The organism is Bradyrhizobium sp. 87 (assembly GCF_023073015.1).
In the GTDB taxonomy this organism is placed as follows: Bacteria; Pseudomonadota; Alphaproteobacteria; order Rhizobiales; family Xanthobacteraceae; genus Bradyrhizobium; species Bradyrhizobium canariense_D.
In genome coordinates, this window is the sequence record NZ_JADPIQ010000141.1 from 43,204 (window position 1) to 59,709 (window position 16,506).

At 58.9% G+C, this 16,506-nt stretch carries 14 protein-coding genes; 12 read left to right on the top strand and 2 right to left on the bottom strand.

The annotated features are described in order from the left end of the window. The first annotated feature begins 12 nt into the window (after positions 1-12). Positions 13-2,754 carry an EAL domain-containing protein gene (locus IVB50_RS38005; RefSeq protein ID WP_247299956.1) on the top strand — a complete coding sequence of 914 codons (2,742 nt, stop codon included), beginning with the start codon at positions 13-15 and terminating at the stop codon, positions 2,752-2,754. A 391-nt stretch (positions 2,755-3,145) separates the two neighbouring features. Here the strand turns inward: IVB50_RS38005 and IVB50_RS38010 are convergent, their stop codons facing one another. Further along, positions 3,146-4,693, bottom strand: a complete 1,548-nt coding sequence (locus tag IVB50_RS38010) for a Fic family protein (protein WP_247299958.1) — start codon at positions 4,691-4,693, stop codon at positions 3,146-3,148. A 294-nt stretch (positions 4,694-4,987) separates the two neighbouring features. Further along, the gene (locus IVB50_RS38015) at positions 4,988-5,188 is read right to left on the bottom strand and encodes a hypothetical protein (protein ID WP_247299960.1); all 201 of its coding nucleotides are present in this window, start codon (positions 5,186-5,188) and stop codon (positions 4,988-4,990) included. 704 nt (positions 5,189-5,892) lie between these two features. On the opposite strand from IVB50_RS38015, the gene IVB50_RS38020 reads away from it, so the two are divergent. From IVB50_RS38020 to IVB50_RS38070, 11 genes are all read left to right on the top strand, one after another. Continuing rightward, positions 5,893-6,186, top strand: a complete 294-nt coding sequence (locus tag IVB50_RS38020; protein ID WP_247299963.1) for a DUF485 domain-containing protein — start codon at positions 5,893-5,895, stop codon at positions 6,184-6,186. A gap of 9 nt (positions 6,187-6,195) precedes the next feature. Continuing rightward, a complete protein-coding gene (locus tag IVB50_RS38025) occupies positions 6,196-7,761 on the top strand; it encodes a cation acetate symporter (RefSeq protein WP_247299965.1) in 1,566 nt (521 codons plus the stop codon). Then, complete coding sequence (locus IVB50_RS38030) at positions 7,688-9,211, top strand: CmpA/NrtA family ABC transporter substrate-binding protein (protein ID WP_247299967.1); 1,524 nt, start codon at positions 7,688-7,690, stop codon at positions 9,209-9,211. Before IVB50_RS38025 ends, IVB50_RS38030 begins: the two co-directional genes overlap by 74 nt. 262 nt (positions 9,212-9,473) lie before the next feature. Further along, positions 9,474-10,055: an ABC transporter permease gene (locus IVB50_RS38035; protein WP_346771318.1), complete on the top strand. Its 582-nt coding sequence runs from the start codon at positions 9,474-9,476 to the stop codon at positions 10,053-10,055. A gap of 4 nt (positions 10,056-10,059) precedes the next feature. Beyond that, positions 10,060-10,827, top strand: a complete 768-nt coding sequence (locus IVB50_RS38040; RefSeq protein ID WP_247299971.1) for an ABC transporter ATP-binding protein — start codon at positions 10,060-10,062, stop codon at positions 10,825-10,827. Between the two features lie 221 nt (positions 10,828-11,048). Beyond that, complete coding sequence (locus IVB50_RS38045; RefSeq protein ID WP_247299973.1) at positions 11,049-11,942, top strand: LysR family transcriptional regulator; 894 nt, start codon at positions 11,049-11,051, stop codon at positions 11,940-11,942. Positions 11,943-12,030: 88 nt separating this feature from the next. Beyond that, positions 12,031-13,014, top strand: a complete 984-nt coding sequence (locus IVB50_RS38050; RefSeq protein WP_247299975.1) for a molybdopterin-dependent oxidoreductase — start codon at positions 12,031-12,033, stop codon at positions 13,012-13,014. Between the two features lie 92 nt (positions 13,015-13,106). Beyond that, positions 13,107-14,183: a carbon-nitrogen hydrolase family protein gene (locus IVB50_RS38055; RefSeq protein ID WP_247285541.1), complete on the top strand. Its 1,077-nt coding sequence runs from the start codon at positions 13,107-13,109 to the stop codon at positions 14,181-14,183. A gap of 117 nt (positions 14,184-14,300) precedes the next feature. Further along, positions 14,301-14,534: a hypothetical protein gene (locus tag IVB50_RS42210; RefSeq protein WP_247299977.1), complete on the top strand. Its 234-nt coding sequence runs from the start codon at positions 14,301-14,303 to the stop codon at positions 14,532-14,534. Positions 14,535-14,733: 199 nt separating this feature from the next. Next, positions 14,734-15,345, top strand: coding sequence for a glutathione S-transferase (locus IVB50_RS38065; protein WP_247299979.1), 612 nt, complete (start codon positions 14,734-14,736; stop codon positions 15,343-15,345). A gap of 27 nt (positions 15,346-15,372) precedes the next feature. Beyond that, a complete protein-coding gene (locus IVB50_RS38070) occupies positions 15,373-16,359 on the top strand; it encodes a pyridoxamine 5'-phosphate oxidase family protein (RefSeq protein WP_247299981.1) in 987 nt (328 codons plus the stop codon). The last annotated feature ends 147 nt before the right edge of the window (positions 16,360-16,506 follow it).

A 16,506-nucleotide genomic window follows, 5' to 3' on the forward strand; every position in this document is an offset into this window, starting at 1 on the left:
TTTCTGCTGTCTATGTTTTATCTGATTGGCAATCTCTATACGTCGCAAGTGGAGTTGCGGCAAAACGCCGATGCGCGTCTGGTGTCGCTCGGTGAAGCGCGCGCCGCGGAGGTCAGCGATTTCTTAGCTGAACGGCGGCAAGCCGCGGCACGGCTTGCAGCCAGCGAGGACATTTCCAACTATTTCAGCAATCTCGATCTCGGAATGTCCGTCAAATACGGCCTCTTCGCCAATTTGGCTGCAATCGAGCGCCGCTTTCAGGCGACGATGGTTGAGGAGAAATATCAGGGCCAAGCCGCCTATTTGCGGCTGGCTTTCTTCGATCGCAACGGCGTGGCGCAAGTTGATGTCGGCTCGTCCAGCGCGACGACAGCTTCGCCGGGCCGTAACGCCCTGGCCGAACCATATATTCAGATTGACGACAAGCGCCGCCTGATTGTGGTCAGCGTACCGGTACTCCAGAAGGGCAAGATAAGGGGAACGGTCGAGACCGTGAGCAGTCTCAATCTACTTTCCTCATTGGTGTCTACCAACGACCTCGGCCAGCCGCGCGAATTCCTCCTGGGAGACGATGGGCAGGTGCTGCTCCCGATCGAGCGAGAGCACTCGGCCGTTGTCACCGAAGGCCCCTCGCTAGCCAAGATTTCGTCTGGCCGCATACAACCGCTGTCAAATCTCAGCGCTTCCGAACTGAAAGGATATCTCGCACTTCGCTCGCCAGTTACCGGCATTCGACTTTCCGTCCTGAGGCTGGCCAGCGAGGATGAGCTATACGGTCGTACGCTTTCACCCCTCTCCGTTTTTTATCTTGGCCTCTTCGCCATCGTGCTATTTATGCTGGCGATCGGCTTCGAGCGAATGCGTCAAAATGCGGCGCGGTTACAAATCAAGTTCGTGGAGTCCAATCGACATCGAGCGGAGTTGGCCGAAAACAATCTCGCTCTCTCTCAAGAGATCAGGCGGCGCGAAGCCATTGAGGCCGACCTGCAGCGACAGAGAGAGGCTCTGGACAAGTCAAACTCTGAATTGCGCATAGCCGCGGCTGCTTTCAATGCTCAGGAAGGCATGATCGTCACCGATACCAAAGGCGTAATCTTGAGTGCCAACCGCGCCTTCGTGGGCTTAACCGGCTATACGATCGAAGAATTGGTGGGACAAACCCCGAGACTGTTCCGGTCTCATCGGCGTGATGGTGAATTCTACCGCAGTATGTGGGGTTCCGTTCAAGCAACTGGCGGCTGGCAAGGTGATATGAGTCTCAGGACCAGGAGCGGCGAAAACTGTGCGCGCTGGCTGACTATATCTGCTGTGAAAAACGAGACGGGCGAGGTCACCAACTACATCGGCTCGTATTATGACATTTCTAAACTGAAGCACGCTGAGGAAAAGATCCAAGAACTCGCTTTCTTTGACCAGCTAACAGGCCTGCCGAACCGCGTCCTGCTGATCGACCGCGTGCGCCAGGCGGTCAATGCGAATATCCGTAGCAACTCCTACGGCGCCTTGCTGTTCATTGATCTGGACAATTTCAAGACACTGAACGACTCGCTGGGTCACCACATGGGCGATATGCTGCTGAAATGTGCGGCTCAGCGCCTCTCGCATTGTGTGAGGGCGGATGACACAGTTGCCCGCTTTGGCGGCGACGAATTTGTCGTTCTTCTCGCCAATCTGGGTACACAGAAAGCAAAGGTCGCAGCCTTACAGGCGGAAGCGATAGGCGAAAAGATACTCGCAGCCTTCACCGAGGTCTTCCAACTCGATGCGTATGAATATCCCTGTACCGCAAGTGTTGGCGTGACCTTGTTTTCGACTGATGAGTGCAACGTTGACGAGTTGCTCAAGAGAGCCGATCTGGCAATGTACGATGCGAAAACGGCGGGGCGAAATGGCCTGCGGTTTTTCGACCCGGCCATGCAGACTATGATTACAGCCCGCGCTGCCCTCGAGACCGATCTACGAGAAGACCTTAAGAAGGAACGGCTTTTGCTGCATTACCAGCCGCAGGTCGATCACGAAGGAAGGCTGCTGGGGGCAGAAGCGCTGGCGCGCTGGCCGCATGCGCATAAAGGGATGATTTCTCCTAGCGAATTCATCCCCGTCGCAGAAAGCACCGGCCTCATCCTTCCGCTCGGCGCCTTGATGTTGAAGACCGCGTGCCGTCAGCTGGCTCGCTGGTCAAGCGATCCGGCGACCGAACGCCTGACCATCGCAATCAATGTCAGCGCCCTGCAGATGCGTCAGAAGAATTTTGTCGAAGAGGTCCGCGCGATCATTGAGCAAACCGGCGCCAATCCCCATCGCCTCAAAATCGAACTCACTGAAAGCACATTAGTCAGCAACGTCGACGATGTGATCGCCAAGATGGGCAAATTGAAAGCGATTGGCATCGGCTTCAGCCTCGATGATTTCGGAACCGGCTATTCAGCGCTTTCATATCTGAAGCGTTTGCCGCTTGACCAGCTCAAGATCGATCGCAGCTTCGTCAAGGACGTTCTGGTTGACTCTAATGACGCCGCGATAGCCCAGATGATCATAGCGCTTAGCAGAAGCCTTGGCCTTTCAGTCATCGCCGAAGGCGTCGAAACGGAGGAGCAATATGCGTTCCTGGCGCGACATGGACAGCTCAGTTACCAGGGCTATTTGTTCGGACGGCCTATGCCGGCCGAGGATTTCGTGAGTCTCGCCCGAGCTTTCTCGCCACGTCACGGTTTGAAGCGGGTACGCGGGTCGGTCAATCGGGCTTCCGCATAGGCCGTCGCCGGGAGACGCCAATTGCTGTTGTTTCTTGCTCGTTTTGAGTGGCGAAGCAGCCGTCCGAATGCAACCGACACAGCCAAAGCCCAATCGAGGCCATAGCGCCTGCTCGTGGTCCAAATCGGCCGCGCCCCGGCAATGTCGCGCCTGCTCGCATTATGTCGTCGATCATCGGTGGTTCCTCTGGTTGCGTTGTTGCCGTTGGCGTGTCGCAACCCGATCCTACCGGAGAATTTCCGGTGGCCAGGCAATGGCGCCCGCCTGCTACGGCGCTATTAGAGGCGCACGACCGGGTGGCTTTGCTCTACCGAGCTACACCACAACCGTGGACACGACCCGTACCACCGCTGGAAAGAATGGGCTTCCTGTCTCTGCGCAAGACGCGCCGTTAGTCACTTAAGGCTCCGCTTTGACCGAATGAGTCCGCGTACAATTGCTCAAGTTTCACAACTTCATCTTGAGTGAGCTCGGCGAATTCGTTCTCTCGTGCCCGCTTTGAAAGTCTTCCTTGATTCTGTCGCAGAAAGCCAAACAGGTTGTTGAGCGTTCGCTCGGGCATGTCGATGATGTTTTCGACTCCGGATCGGAACATATCGAAGTTGCGCAGGAAGCTCGTCTCATTCGGAAGGTCCAGCTCAATCGTCTGGCGTACACATTCGTACAGAAATTCGGCATGCGGGGTCGCGTCGAAGAAGCGGTAAAAATCCCCGGTGTCGTTCAAAACCTTCACATTATTCTTTGGGGTCGCTTCCCATTGTACGCACGGAAGTAGCCTGCTGGAATAGCTTTCCAGCACGCCTTTGTACTCGGCGATCCGGTCTAGAATCGCCGACGACACTGGAAAATGGACCCCGGCCGGATTAAATCCGCGCCGCGCGAGGACATGATGCATCAGGTATCGATGGATGCGTCCGTTGCCGTCCTCGAATGGATGGATATAAACAAAGCCGAAGGCGAGCACCGCCGCCGCGATAATGGGATCGAGCTCGTTCTCGGCGGCGAGGTCGAATGCGATCAATCCTGCCATAAGAGAGGCGATGTCTTCATGCCTCGCGCTGATATGGTCCGGGATAGGGCGCTGTGTATCGCGGTCATGCTCTCCGACGAAGCCGCCTTCCTGCCGGAACCCGAGCTTCACGAAACGCTCGTCTCCGATGACGATGCCTTGCAGGCGCAAAAACTCCTGCTCATCGAGCGGCGCGCGTCCAGCCTCGCCGATGGCGCGTCCCCATCTTTGAATGCGATCCTGAGGCGGCCTTTCGCCTTCGATGATGTAACTGGACTTTGAATCTTTCAGCAGCAGAAAGGCGGCGGTCCGCGCGAGCAAATCCTTCGGGACTTCGCTGACGACAGCGCGCGCGCGCTCCTTCCAGTTCTGCGCGAGAAATTGGTTCAGCGCGGCCGTCTTGAAAACGAGCGGACAAAATTCCGGGGTGCCGGGAAGATTGTTGCGAACGCGATGCCGGGCGGAATTCGTGCCAACCCCTCCGAACTGGAGGTCGGTATCGATGGCGTCTACATATGAGACCTTGTCTGTAAGCGACAGATTCAGCTCGCGGCCAAGCAACCACTCGTACAGAAACCAGATGCGGCGTGTGTAAATTCCGGTCGGCTTCTGCCGGACAAGCTCCGCGATGTCACCCTCGTTAACGACTAGGAAAAGCCGCTTCAGGACGGAAAGATCGACTCCTTCGTTCTTGAGGGCAAAAGTCAGGTGTCCCTCAAGCGAGGCCTGGGGAGCATGGCGAGGCGTGTAGATCCGCCAACCATCCTGTTCAATGATGCGGTGCCGGGCTCCGATGGCCGAAAGGGTGCGGGGGACCGGCACGGCCAGCTTGTAAGTGTCGATGAGCGCGGCATAACCCGCGGGGACAGCGGGCTCAGGCAATCGCCTATCGTGAAAAACATTCACCGATCCTGAAAATTCTGCGCTCACTTACATTCCTCTGAAAAACATTCCCCGTCCTCGAATTTTGGTCACTGAGGGCTTGGATTTCGAAAATCCATCATACCACGTGAAAAATAATCTCTCAACGGAATAATCATGAAAATGGTTCACTTTGGACTGAGAACCCGACCCACGATTCCAGTAGCGGACCAGGTCGGTCCGGGATGGAACCTGTCATGGCGCCGGTGATCTGCCGACGTTCCGGTTTTCAAATTCGCCATCATTTTCATGACGTTCAGATAGGGCTGATTTTACGCTGAAGACGACGAATTCTCTTGGCATTCAGACGCGCTGCGATGCCCCGGCACGACCGTGGTCCAGCCAACCGCACGGCACGACCTGCGAGGCGCTGCCGCTCTTGAAGACCGACCCGGGCGTCCAGAAGCCGGCAGAGGCCACATCCTTGTCAATCGCGGCTCCGACCCTGACCGCAAGAGAGAGGCCGTCGCTGGTGACATCGGGATGAGCAAGCGTGTTCGTCATGCTGGTGGGGTCCGCTTAGCTCGGCTCGCTGGCAGGCCCGGTCTTGACTGGCCAGCGTTTCGATCTCGCTCGATAGTCCCTCGATACGCCCATCCATCGATGCGAGTCTTCCGCTAAACCCTCGATGATGCGCAACATGCAAGGCGAAAAACATTGGCGCTAATTGCCAAGATACCGGGCAACTCGAACAGGGAATGTAGGCTTTGTCGCACACCATGCCTCGCTCCAGGAGGAACGCACGGGTCTGTTTGATGGACGGGTGCGCTGACCGACAAATCGACCGCGGACGCGGTGCAGGGCCTGGAAAGTCGAGTAGATCGGCAGTGTGACGCGCTGCGCGAGAACCCCTATAGAACTCCTCTTGTACTTCCGGTACCGATGGAGGTCGCGCCCGCTATTCTGCGAGGTTTCCGGTTTGACTGCATGTCCGCAGCTCGGACTCACGCCACCCATCGTGGTGCCGCCCTCACGCCTGCCCAAGCCCGCGCCGCCAACGTAATCCTTGCATGCAAGGATCAATGCCGTCGCAGGCGCGCCGTCATTGCCGGCATGGTTGTTGTCGCCGCGACCGTCGAGACGACACAGCATCGCCTTCGACGAGGCCGCAAATCTGCACAGTACATTGCAAAGTTTCGTGGTTCCCGAAGCTTGCGGCTCGGCGGAAGCTGGCCGGTAGTGGATATCAAGACCTTCTGGGAGGGTGGATGGACGCGCAGACTTCCGTCAATTCCGGCGTCGCGCCTCGTTCTGTCACGCTTGCGAGCAGGCGCCTTCGGATCGCGCTGCTGCTTTGTGCGACGATGATCACGATCTATTTCGGCTTCATGGCATTGTTCGCATTCGACAAGCCGCTTTTGGGCACTGTGCTTGCGCCCGGGCTCTCGCTTTGCATCGTGCTCGGCCCTCTCGTCATCGTTTCATCGTTCCTGCTCTGCCTCATCTATGTGCTGTGGGCGAACCGGGTATTTGATGCCAGCCTTCGTGACCTCGAACGATAGGACCTCGCGATGGCCAACAACTCGCTCTCGATCGGCTTCTTCTTCGCATTTATGGTCCTGACGCTCCTGATTACTTACTGGGCGGCGCGGCGCACCCGTACCACGGAGCACTTCTTTGCCGCGGGCGGCGAGATCACTGCATGGCAGAATGGCTGGGCGCTCGCTGGCGACTTCCTCAGCGCGGCCGCGCTGCTCGGCATTGCCGGCATTGTCACCTCGAATGGCTTCGATGGCATGGTCTACTCGATTGGATGGCTGGTCGGCTGGCCGATCATCCTCTTTCTGATTGTCGAGCCACTGCGCAATGTCGGGAAATTCACGTTCGCGGACGTGGTCGCCTATCGGCTCAGCCAAAAGCCGGTGCGGCTCGCCGCGGCGGTCGGTACGCTGGCGGTGATCCTGTTCTACCTGATCGCCCAGATGGTCGCGACCGGATCGTTGATCAAGTTGCTGTTCGGCCTGCCCTACACTTGGTCGGTGGCTTTGGTCGGTGCTGCCATGCTCATCTATGTGCTGTTCGGCGGCATGCTCGCCACCACCTGGGTGCAGGTGGTGAAGGCGGCGCTGCTGCTCGCCGGCGGAGTGATCCTGGCAGTCCTGGTCCTGATGCATTTCGAAATGAACTCGCTCAAGCTGTTCGCCGCAGCGGCGGAGAAGTACGGCACAAGAGTGCTGCAGCCAGGTTCGAAGGTGGTTTCGGGGCAATGGGACGCGATCTCACTCGGCCTCGGGCTGATGTTCGGCACCGCGGCGATGCCGCACCTCCTGATGCGGGTATACACGGTTCGGGACTCCAAGGCCGCGCGACTATCGATACTTTATGCCACCGGGCTGATCGGCTTCTTCCACCTGATGGTGTTCATCATCGGCTTTGGGGCCATGGTGCTGGTCGGCCCGGAGGCGGTGATGAAAGCCGGCGGTGGCGGCAACATGGCTGCACCTCTGCTCGCCCTCACAGTCGGCGGCGACGCCTTCTTCGGTTTTATCTGCGCAGTTGCGTTTGCCACCATGCTGGCGGTGGTGGCAGGCCTGACGCTTTCCGGTGTGGCTACGTTGTGCCATGATGTCTGGACCAACGTCGTTCGCCACGGTACGGCATCGGAGGCTGAGCAGCTCAAAGTGGCGCGGATCGCCACCGTTGCCATCTCGGTGCTGGCAATCGTGCTCGGCATCACCTTCGAAGGCCAGAACGTGGCCTTCATGGCCGGGCTCGCCTTCTCCATCGCCTGTGCCGCCAATTTTCCATCACTGGTCCTCGCTATCATCTGGCGTCGCTTCACGACGCCAGCGGCCGTCGCTAGCATCATGATCGGCACGCTAAGCTCGCTGGTGCTCATTGCGCTGTCACCGACCATCCAGGTCGACGTGCTCGGTAAGCCGCTGGCCCAGGTGAGCGGCGCCTGGTGGTTCGTCTCGCTGCGTAACCCGGCCATCATCAGCATGCCGCTGTCGTTTGCCGTGGCGATCGCGGTGTCGTTGTTAACGCGGGAAACGAACGCGGATGGCCGCTTCGACGAGATGCAGCATCGCATCCTGTTCGGGCGCTCAAGGACGATGCCGCAATCGGCGGAGTGAACCAGAGCTGGGAATTCCGAATGGCATGCGCGGAACTGCAGATGCTCCTGCACAATTTCGCCGTTGGCCCTTCGAGCGTCAATGTTACGATTTTGAGCCGGACATTTTGACCAGGGGGACAGAAATGCGCGACGCCTCACATCACCATCGTTTCATCGGCAGCCTGTGCAGTTGCGGAGCGCATGCTCCCGCGCAGCCGACTGTCGAAGAGGCCGTGTCCGAAAGCGTCCAGCAGGCACTTCTGCATGGCCTTTTCCCGCAGCCAGTTTTGCGGCGGGAACTGCTTCGCACCGTTGGCGCTGGCGTGATCATCGGCGCTCTCTCCAGCATCCTGCCAATCGACACCTTGAAGGCAATTGCCCAGGAGCGAAGGCCTCTCGAGAAAACCAAGCTGGCTGTTGGCTTCCTCCCGATCACCTGCGCCGTTCCGCTGATCTACGGCGAAAGGCTCGGCAGCTACCGCAAGGAAGGTCTGGATGTCAGTCTGCAGAAGATCGCTGGTATCGCGCTGATCCGCGACAAGATGCTCAACGGCGAGCTGGACGTCTCGCAGCAGGTGATGCCGGTCCCCCTGACGATGACAGCCGGCCTCGGCGGTAACGTCCAGTCGATCAAGGTGCTGACCATCTTGAACCAGAACGGCAACTCCCTCGTCCTGGCCAACAAGCACAAGGACAATCGGGATCCCAAGAACTGGAAGGGCTTCACATTCGCGGTCCCGTTCGAGCAAAGTCACCAGACCCTGCAGCTGCGCAACTATTTGGCTGCCGCCGGGCTCGATCCGGACCAAGATGTCAAATACCGCATCGTACCTCCGACCGAATACGTGGCGAGCCTTCGCGTCGGAAGCATCGATGGGTTTTTCGGCGGAGAGCCGGGCGGTCAGCGCGCGGTCTACGAAGGCGCTGGCTTCATTCATCTGATCTCGAAGGATATCTGGGATGGACATCCTTGTTGCTCTGTCACCGCCGCGGAAAGCTGGATCCAGCAAAATCCCAACACATTCATGGCGTTCTACCGCGCCATCATCGCGTCCAGTCTTCATGTCTCGAAGCCGGAGAACCGGGTCGGCATGGCGAAGGTGCTGTCAGAGCCGCAATATCTCAATGCTCCCGAAATTGTCCTCGATCAGGTTTTGAGCGGCACGTATGCCGACGGCCTTGGCACCATCCGGAAAGATCCGCGGCGGGTTGATTATCAGCCGTTTCCGCAATATTCGGCAGCAGTTTGGCTGATGACCCAGCTCCGGCGCTGGAACATGCTAAAGGAGGATGTCGACTATAAGGTGCTCGCCGAAAAGGTGATGCTGGCGACCGATGCCGCTCGGATCATGCGCGAGCAGGGCGTGACGCCGCCAGCGGTCGGCTTCGGCACCGAAAGGATTCTCGGGAACGAATTCGATTCCAATAAGCCGCAGGACTACCTGGCTTCGGTCCGGAAGGGGGGCTGATGGAGGTGTCACGCCGGCTGCAGCAGCCCTGGGTATCCTCGGTCGCGATCTTCATCGTATTTGTAAGCGTCTGGGGCTGGTTCACCGCCGGTTCGTCGGGAGGTGTTAGCGCTGCCGACGCCGAATATGCCCGCCTTTCCGGCCAGAGCGCGCCGGGTCAGCAGGCCGGTGCGATCCCCTCACCGTGGATCGTCGCGCTCCGCGGCCGGGATCTGATCACACACGCCTTCGATCACGACAATCCCAACAATCTGGGCATCGCATGGCATCTGGCCTATTCCATGGGCCGCGTAGCACTGGGCTTCACGCTGGCCTTATCGTCGCGGTGCCAGGCTTCTTGCTCGGTCTATGGCCTGCTTGCCATCGCGCGTTGGATCCTTTCATTCAGATCCTGCGGCCGGTATCGCCACTCGCGTGGATGCCGCTGGCGCTCTATACGTTCCGTGACAGCACCGTCTCGACGATCTTCATCATCTTCATCTGTGCGGTCTGGCCGATGTTGATCAGCACGGCGACCGGGACAGCTTCCGTGCGGGCTGAATGGCTGAACGTCTCGCGCGTATTCGGTCTTCCACGATTAGAGCATGTCACGCGCGTCGTCTTTCCCGCCAGTGTGCCTATGATCCTGTCGGGAATGAGGATCTCGATCGGTATCGCCTGGTTCGTCATCGTGGCTGCCGAGATGGTCGGCGCACAGAGCGGCATCGGGTACTTCATCTGGAATGAATGGAATAATCTCCAGATCGCGAGCATGATCGTCGCCATCGTCCTGGTCGGCGGCATTGGATTGGCGCTAGATATTTTGCTCAAGCGAATAGGCGAAAGCCTCAGCTTCCGGGAATAGGACGATGGCGGATCTCGAGATCAACGATGTGTCAATGTCGTTTGTTGACCGTTCTGGCAAGGGGCTTCTTGCGCTGGATAGAATCTCGCTCGCTATCGAAGACAGCGAGTTTGTCTGCTTGATCGGCCATTCAGGCTGCGGCAAGAGCACGTTGCTAAACATTGTTGCTGGCCTTCTGGCGCCTACAAAGGGTGCAATACGCTGCGCCGGGACGACGATTTCTGGCCCGGGGCCGGAGCGCGCAATGGTCTTCCAGAGCCATGCTCTATTGCCCTGGATGACTTGCTACGAAAATGTTCGCCTTGCGGTCAAACAGGCCTTCAAGGGTGCCGCGGCATCCGAATTGAAGGATCGCTCGGAGCAGGCGCTGAAGCTTGTTCACCTGGAGCACGCCATCAACAAATACCCATTCGAGGTGTCAGGTGGAATGAAGCAGCGGGTGGGCATCGCTCGCGCTTTTGCGGTCGAGCCTAAGGTGCTGCTGCTGGACGAGCCGTTCGGCGCGCTCGATGCGCTGACCAAGTCGAGCCTTCAGGACGAACTGGTTCGCATCGTGGAAAAGACCCCGACCACCGTTGTAATGGTCACGCACGACATAGACGAAGCGATCTTCCTGAGCGATCGAATTGTCGCGCTCTCGAACGGACCGGCTGCGCGAATCGGCCGGATTTGGGAGATCGATACCTTGCGACCGCGGGAGCGGCTCAAACTGGCGACCCACGCCGGGAGTCTGCAGTATAGAAAGGAAATTCTCGAGTATCTGTATCAATGAGAATGCGTGCCTCAGGGAATGGTAGAGCTATAACGGCCGAGATCGTTGCGGCCGGAGCGCGAGAGCGGGCTGCGCCCCGTGGCTTCAGGCACCGAAGGCACGGAAATCGCCTTCAGGCATCTTGAAAGCCGCCGTAGAAGATTGTTTGATCGGGCGGGAGGGCGTTCACCCACCGTCGGATTTTCGTCATTGGCCTCTTCCGGATTGGCACGCAGGAGCGAATGTTCGACTGGAACGACCTGAAATTCTTCCTTGAACTCGCCCGGCAGGGGCGGTTGATGCCGGCCGCGCGGCGCCTCAAAGTCGACCACACGACGGTCAGCCGGCGCATTTCAGAGCTTGAGCGAGATCTTGGTATCAAGATTTTCGACCGCAAGCCGAACGGGTTCGTGCTGACGGAGGACGGACACAAGCTCTACCAAGAGGCCGAGAAAATTGAGGGCGCGGCCCTGGTGATATCGGAAGATTTCCGCGCCACGCCGGCCGAGCCCACCGGGCGCGTCAGGCTGACGAGCATGGAGGGTATTGCCGCCTTCTACCTTGCAGAAAAGTTGGTCCAATTCAATGAGAAGCACCCGGGCGTTGTCGTGGAGCTTGTGACCGAAAGGCATCTGATCAATCTGACCAAACGCGAGGCGGATGTGTGCATCAGCTTCGTTCCCCTCGTGGGCCCCAAACTTTCGGTCAAAAAAGCTGGCGAGTTCAAGCTTGGGCTGTTCGCGTCGTCCAGGTACATCGTGGAACGGGGGACGCCGGGCACCATGGAAGAATTGAAGCGTCACGATTTCGTCGATTATGTCGACGATCTCGTGGCTATCCAGCCGGTGCAGTGGCTGCATGACGTCCTGGTGCCAGAGAGCGTCGTCTTTCGATCGACCAGCATGGCAGCCCAGCAGAATGCGATCGCTGTCGGGCGTGGCATCGGCCTTCTGCCCTTCTTCTCGGCAAAAAAGGATCCTCGCCTTGTATGGCTCATGAAAGATGTGGTGGTCACGCGATCGCTCTACATTTCCGTCCATGAGGATATCGAATATATGGGTAGGGTGCGTACGCTGCTGCGGTTCCTTCATGAGATCTTCAAGGCGGACAGAGCGTATCTGAACGACTTCGAGTGATCGAATACGCGCAAGTGTATCTGCGGAGTTTCTTACGGTCGACGTCCTCCCGTGATGTACTAGAATGCCGGCGCGAGGGAGCGCTGCGATGGCTGACGACTTTACGTACAAGGTACGCGGCTTCTTCGGCCGAATTCCCTCTGAACCGCATCTGCTGACCGACCGCATAACGCCAGTCGAAGGCTGCATCGTGTTGTGCCATCTCGGTGTTCTCGATGTCACTCATGGGGATGATTGGACGCTGGAAATCGCCGGCCTGGTCGAGACGCCCGCGAGCTTCTCCGTCGGTCAGCTCAAGTCGCTTCCAAAGACCGAGGTGGTCTCGGTGCATCAATGTGCAGGCAGCCCGCTGGCGCCCGACAAGCCCACGCAGCGGGTCTGCAACGTGCGCTGGGCGGGCGTTCGTCTGGATCATGTGCTGGGATCAGCGGGCGTGGCGAGGAGCGCAACTTTCGTTTGGTCACAGGGGGCGGACTCCGGCGACTTCGGAGGCATCGCGTGCGGACATTACATCAAGGATCTGCCGCTCTCCCGGATATCCGACGACGTCTTGCTCGCCTACGAGATGAACGGAGCGCCGCTGCTTCCTGAGCACGGCTATCCGTTGCGGTTGGTGGTCCCGGGCTTCTACGGCACGAACAGCGTCAAATGGCTCCGCAAGCTCGAATTGCGCTCGGAGCGGGCTCCGGGCGTCTTCACCACCACATGGTACAACGACCTCGCGCCGGACGGCTCGACACAGCCGGTGTGGGCGATCGCCCCCCAATCGGTCATCGTGGCGCCAAAGCCAAATCGTCAGCTCAGGCGAGACGAGGTTTTGCAAGCCTGGGGATGGGCCTGGGGTGACGACGGAATTGCGGCGGTCGAACTGAGCGCCGATGAAGGGCGGAGCTGGCAGGGATGCCGGTTGGAGAAGGTATCAGGACGATCCTGGACCAAGTTCACCTGTGATTGGATAGTAAAAGAGGGATGCTGCGGTCTCCTGTCTCGGGCGATCTCGCGATCGGGCGAGAGTCAGCCGGCCGGCGGCCGACGCAACGCGATCTATCGCGTGCCGGTCCTGGTCGTCTGAAGACGCGCAACCGCTCGTGCAGATTTTCCGCATTCGCCACCCGCCGGCGAAAGACTAACCTGTGGTGCCAGAAACCGAGAGGATCGTCTCAAATGCCGTCGAATTTGCCGCGCTTCAAAGCTGCCGCGTGCCACACATCTTCAGTTTTCCTCGACGCGGCCAAAAGTGCAGACAAGGCCTGCGACCTCGTTGCCGAGGCGGCACGCAACGGTGCCTCGCTGGTTGCTTTCCCGGAATCGTTCATTCCCGGCTTTCCCGTGTGGGCGGCGCTGCAGGCGCCGATCATGTCTCATGATTTCTTCAGAGCGTTGTCGGCCCAGGCATTGCGGCTCGACAGCGCGGAATTGACAAAGGTCAGGATGGCGGCCAAGCGCCACAACGTCGTGGTCTCTATCGGTTTTACGGAAGGGACGGTTGCCAGCCTTGGCTGTATCTGGAACTCCAATCTTTTGATCGGCCAAGATGGATCGATCCTGAATCATCATCGCAAGCTCGTTCCGACGTTTTACGAGAAGCTGGTCTGGGCTGCCGGAGATGCGCGTGGGTTGCGCGTCGCGCAGACCTCCATCGGCCGCATTGGCATGCTGATTTGTGGTGAGAATACGAATCCACTTGCCCGCTATTCATTGATGGCGCAGGGCGAGCAAGTTCATATTTCGACCTACCCGCCGATCTGGCCGACGCGTCCCTCCAAGGAGAAGGGGGGCTATGACCTACGCAGGGCCATCGAGATCCGGGCTGGAGCTCATTCGTTTGAAGCCAAATGCTTCAACATCGTTTCGTCCGCCTGCATGGACGTAGGTATGAAGGACGCGCTCGGACAGGCTAACCCCGCCATGCTGGATCTGATCGAGGGCACACCGCATGCGGTATCGATGATCCTCGATCCAACAGGGCAGATTATCAGCGACGTCCTCTCAGACAGCGAAGGCATCGCATATGCCGATATTGACGTCGCGCAATGCGTCGAACCGAAGCAATTTCACGATGTCGTAGGCTACTACAATCGTTTCGATGTGTTTTCGCTGACGATTGACCGTTCACAGCGCGAGCCGGCCGTTTTTATCGACATGGAAACAGGCGAGGGGGACGAACGGCCGGTCCAGTCCTCGCAGCAGGAGACGGTCAGACCCAGAGTGGCCGAGCTTGAGCGGGCAGTTGCGGACTGAGTGATCCATCAAAGGGGGCCGAGATGAAGCGCGTTCTCAGCGAGCTGTTGGAGCAGCGACCGACAGAACTCGTGCGTTCCGCCGCCGGCTCCCTTTGAAGGTCGGCGCGCGAAGGATGTGATCATTTCGGGCGGTTACAACGTTCATCCGAAGGAGTTCGAACTCGAGATCGATCGCATTCCAGATGTGCTCGAAAGCGCCGTCGTCGGACTGCCACATCCTGATTTCGGCGAGCGAGTTGTCGCGGCCGCCGTCCCGACGGCAGGAGGCGCTGCAGGGGAAAGGGATGGCGTGGCGGTGCTGAAGGACGGCTGGTTCCCTACAACCTGCCGAACAACGATTTCTGCGTGAGCGAGCTGCCCGGAATACGATCGGAGAGGTTCAGAAGAACGTGTTGCGCGAGTTCAGAGGGAAAAATGGCGGCCAGTCATTCTGCTCGTCTGGATCGTTGCAAAAACCGCAATGGTAAAATGAAGGAACATTCGATTATCGTCCGAATGGGAAATGATAAGTACCGAGACATCGTTTGAATAGCGAAAGCGAGTTGGGAATGTCAGCTACGATCAAGCTCTATGGCGGCAAATTGTCGGGACACAGCCACCGGGTCGAGCTCTTGCTCGGCCTTCTCTCGCTTCCTTACGAGTTGATCCCAACGCCCCCTGCCGAGCGGAAGACGCCGGCCTATCTCGCAATGAACCCGTTCGGGCAGATACCTGTCGTCGATGATGACGGCACCGTCGTTGCCGATTCCAACGCAATCCTGATCTATCTGGCCAAGCGCTACGACACTACCGAGACGTGGCTTCCGGAAGATCCGGTCAGTGCGGCTGCCGTGCAACGTTGGCTGTCCGTGGCAGCCGGACAGCTGGCATATGGACCAGCAACAGCTCGGCTGGGCAAGGTGTTCAACTTGCCCGTCGATGGCCGGCAAGCGGCCGGGGTCGCCAGCAGTCTGTTCAGCGTGATGGATGGTCATCTTGCGAAGCACGAATTTCTCGCGGCAACCCATCCGACCGTGGCTGATCTCGCTTGCTACAGCTACACACGGGCCGCTCCGGAGGGAGGCATTGAACTGTCCTCCTACCCGAACATTGTCGCCTGGCTGGGGCGGCTGGAAGCACTTCCGAATTTTCAGCGGATGCCAAGCGCGCCTGCGAGCTGATCGGCAAATCTTCTTCGAGGTGCGGTCATGACCAGCCTTTCCGAACGGAGCTCGTCTCCTTTTCACCAGGGCGAGATCGACGTGCAGCGACGCGTCGGCGTGGCCGACAGAATGAGCGAGCGCGGGAAAACCTCCATCCGCACATGGATGCCCGATCAGCACCGTGAATTCTTCGCAGGACTCGAATACCTCCTTGTCGGCTCGTCGGACCGAGCGGGCTGGCCGATCCCTTCGGTCCTGTTTGGCCCGCGCGGATTCGTCTCTTCACCGGATCCAGGACGGCTGCGCATCGGATCGTTACCGAAAACCTTCGACCTGCTCGGGACGAATCTTTCCGTGGGCGCCAGCTTGGGAGTGCTGGGCATAGACCTGACCAATCGTCGGCGAAACCGCATGAACGGAACGCTGATCACCCTCGACCAGACAAGTTTCGAGGTGGCGGTCGTGCAGAGCTTTGGCAATTGCCCTCAATACATCCACACGCGCCATATCAGCGCGGCACCATCCGCTGCGCCGGAGCAACTCGGTCCCGGCGAGGTCGAGGCGTTCGCCGTCTTGGACGATGCGGCACGAGAGCTGATCCGCCACTCGGCGACCTTCTTCGTCGCCTCATGTGCGCCTTCCGATGACGGATCATCGTTCGATTGCGATATTTCTCACCGCGGCGGCAAGCCAGGCTTCATTCACGTGGCGGATAACCAGATCACCGTTCCGGACTTTGCGGGCAATTCCTTTTTCAACACGCTCGGGAATTTTATGTCCAATCCCAGGGCGGGACTGCTTTTTGTCGACTTTGTCGTCGGCGATGTCCTAATCCTGCACGGGACGATCGAGTTGCTCTGGAATGATCCGCCGATTCAGGGCTTCAAGGGCGCCGAGCGCGCCTGGCGGCTTCATGTCACGGCCGGCCGGAGAGTGCGCGCTGCGGCGATCCCTCTCATCGGAGAGGTGGTCGAATATTCTCCGAGGGCGCTCACCACGGGAGCTTGGCCGAGAGGTGAGCGTTCCCAGTGACCCAATGGAGCTGAGGAGAGCGAGCATGACAGCCTCGAGCGGCCGATGGAGATCGACAGGGCCAATCTGATCGCGGCCCGAGATTCTAGGGCGATATTCACGGATTGATCGGCCGAATTCAGCTCTCTGGCGCGACTGCCAGAGTTC